At 40.9% G+C, this 3,376-nt stretch carries 3 protein-coding genes; all 3 read left to right on the plus strand.

Annotation, left to right across the window (positions count from 1 at the left end):
- On the plus strand, positions 1-1,413 hold a 1,413-nt coding region (locus tag E1176_RS03655; RefSeq protein ID WP_155209216.1), incomplete at its 5' end, for a BatD family protein.
- Positions 1,414-1,425: 12 nt separating this feature from the next.
- The gene (gene aroC, locus E1176_RS03660) at positions 1,426-2,505 is read left to right on the plus strand and encodes a chorismate synthase (RefSeq protein ID WP_155209217.1); all 1,080 of its coding nucleotides are present in this window, start codon (positions 1,426-1,428) and stop codon (positions 2,503-2,505) included.
- Between the two features lie 17 nt (positions 2,506-2,522).
- Positions 2,523-3,376: dicarboxylate/amino acid:cation symporter (locus tag E1176_RS03665; protein ID WP_155209218.1), on the plus strand; the 854-nt coding region annotated here is incomplete at its 3' end.

Consider the following 3,376-nt stretch of genomic DNA (forward strand, 5'->3'; position numbering starts at 1 on the left):
GCCTTCGCAGGCAGCATTATTCCTCTAGCAGCTCAGGAAATTTCTATAGAACTCGGCCCCGATGAAATTGGTGAAAACCAATCCTGGACCATCACCCTTACGGTAAAAAACGAACGCCTAAAAAGCTACGGTGATTTTCCTGATATAGAAGGGTTTCAAAAGCGAGGCACTTCATCATCATCGAGTACCCAAATCATCAATGGGCAAATTTCATCTTCTCAAAGTATCACGATGAATTATGCGCCTACAAGACAGGGCACTTTTACCGTTCCTTCTTTTAGAATGAAAGTGAATGATAAACTCATCGGCTCTGACGGCAAGCAGGTAAAGGTAGGAGCAGCTGTGCAGCGGCAGCAACGCAGAGACCCGTTTAAAAGCTTATTCGATCACGATCCTTTTGGAGATAGAAACTCTGACGAAACGGAGTTTGTAGATGTAAAAGAAGAAGCCTTTTTTGCACTCACCACAAACAAGGAAGAAGTGTATGTAGGAGAAGGAGTGACTACTACGCTATCATTTTACGTTGCCGACAATAACAGAGCTCCCCTACAGTTTCATGAGCTCGGCAAACAGTTATCCGATATTTTGAAAAAAGTAAGGCCGGAAAACTGCTGGGAAGAAAACTTCAACATCGAAAATATTAATGGAGAGTCTGTAACTCTCGGAGGCAAGCGCTACACCCAATACAAAGTTTATCAGGGAGTTTTCTATCCGCTGAATGCCGAAAACATCAAGTTTCCACAAGTAGGCTTGGAAATGATTAAATATAAGGTGGCTAAAAACCCTTCTTTTTTTGGCAGAAATAGACAAGAAGATTTTAAGACATTTTATACGCAAAATAAAACAGTGCGCGTAAAACCACTACCTCCTCATCCACTTAAAGATGTTGTAGCGGTTGGTGATTATCTGCTTGACGAAAGGGTAAATGCGAACGAATTAGAAACCGGTAAAAGTTTTTCTTACGAGTTTAATATTTATGGCGAAGGAAATATTTCATCAGTACAGCAGCCTGCAGTAGATGGAGGAGATAATTTTGACTTTTATGACCCTAATGTGACTCAGAATATAAATCGAAGAAACGGAAGAGTTACAGGCTCTAAGTCATACGCATACTTTGGTATACCAAAAGAGCCCGGTGAGTATAATTTGGGAGATTATTTCGAGTGGGTATTTTTCAACCCGAGATACAACAAATACGATACGCTACGGTCGACCAAAAAACTTATTGTAACAGGAGAAAGCAAGAAAAATGAAAGCATCCAGTCAAATGATTTGGGTAGCTTTTACGATCGGATAACCTTCGAAGACAATACGCTCAGCAGTACAAACCAGTTTGAGTGGGTAAAAATCTTTGCTAACATCCTTATTTTAGGTATGTTGGGCGCTTCAGTATTTATCATATTCAAAAATTAAACCCCTTACACCTTGGGCAATTCATTTGGCACTCTTTTTAGAATTACAACTTTCGGAGAATCTCATGGCACGGCAATAGGAGTGACTATCGATGGTTGCCCGGCAGGATTAACGATTGACGAAACTTTTATACAAGCTGAGCTTACAAGAAGAAAACCCGGACAATCAAAAATTACGACCCAGCGTAAAGAAGCTGATGAATTCGAAATTTTGTCTGGTGTATTTGAAGGCAAAACTACCGGCACACCCATCGCATTGCTCATCAGAAATACCAACGCTAAAAGTAAAGATTACTCTCATATAGCAGATAAATATCGCCCATCGCATGCAGACTTTTCCTATCAGGAAAAATATGGCATTCGCGATTATAGAGGCGGTGGCAGAAGTAGTGCCAGAGAGACAGCTGCCCGGGTAGCGGCAGGGGCTGTGGCCAAACAATTACTAAAACAGCTCGATATAAGCATCACTGCTTATGTTTCTAAAGTTGGAAAAATAGAAACTCCACATTACACCTCATTAGACCTTAATAAAACAGAAGACAACATCGTAAGATGCCCTGATGGTGAGGTGGCAGAAAAAATGATTGTGCTGATTGATGAAACCCGAAAAAATCGGGATACAATTGGTGGAGTGGTCACTTGCGTGATCAAAAATACACCTGCAGGATTAGGTGAGCCTGTTTTTGATCGATTACATGCCGAACTTGGCAAAGCGATGCTAAGTATAAATGCTGTGAAAGGATTTGAATATGGTAGTGGATTTGCCGGAGTAGAAATGAATGGCTCAGAGCATAACGATGAGTTTTACGAAGAGGATGGCCTCATAAAAACAAAAACCAACCACTCAGGTGGTATCCAGGGGGGCATCTCTAATGGTCAGGATATTTACTTCAACGTAGCATTCAAACCGGTGGCTACGATTATGAAAGATCAGGAAAGTGTCAATGAAGCCGGTGAATCGGTGACCGTAAGTGGCAAAGGGCGACATGACCCTTGTGTGGTGCCACGTGCTGTACCGATTGTAGAAGCTATGGCTGCGTTGGTGCTAGCCGATTTTTATTTGATCAATCAAACGGCTAAATTGCGCGACTAAAATATTATAGATAATCTATGAAGAAGTTACCTCTACACGTAAAAATAATCTTAGGACTAGTTGCCGGTATTCTTTGGGCATTTGTCTCGAGTTATTTCGATTGGAATGAATTTACGATTAACTGGATTGATCCTTTCGGAACCATCTTCATAAGATTATTAAAATACATTGCGGTACCGTTAGTACTTTTCTCAATTATCAGCGGAGTTTCCAGTCTTACAGATTTGTCTAAACTAGGCCGATTGAGTGCCAAAACCTTAGGCATGTATTTAACTACTACTGTAATAGCTGTCGGTATTGGCTTATTGCTTGTAAACACTGTAAAGCCAGGTGCTTTTCTTGATTATGACCAGCGGGTAAAGAATAGAATTGCCTATGAGAAATGGGTAGAAGACACACCCGGTGTACCACAACCAAAAGATGGTAGAAGTTTCATTAACGATCCTCAATACCAATCGGTAGTAGAAGAAGCCATGACTGCCAAAGAGATGGCAGAAATACAAGCCAAACAGGCTGGCGTAGAAGATAAGATGGCTACAGCTCAAGAGACTAAAGAATCAAGCCCGCTTACTTTTATTGTAGACATGGTACCTGAAAATATTGTTTTAGCTATATCTGATAACGGGCTCATGCTACAGGTGATATTCTTTGCTATATTCTTCGGTATCACGTTGGCACTCATTCCATCAGACCAGGCAAAACCAGTGGTTGATTTCATCAATAGTATCAATGCTGCTTTCCTTAAAATGGTAGACATTGTCATGAAGGCTGCTCCGTTTTTTGTATTTGCCTTGCTAGCCGGAGTTATCGCCAAAATGGCTGATACACCTGCTGAAGTATTAGAAATATTTAAAGGCTTAGGATCTTATTC

Source organism: Fulvivirga aurantia, assembly GCF_009711475.1.
Lineage (GTDB): Bacteria > Bacteroidota > Bacteroidia > Cytophagales > Cyclobacteriaceae > Fulvivirga > Fulvivirga aurantia.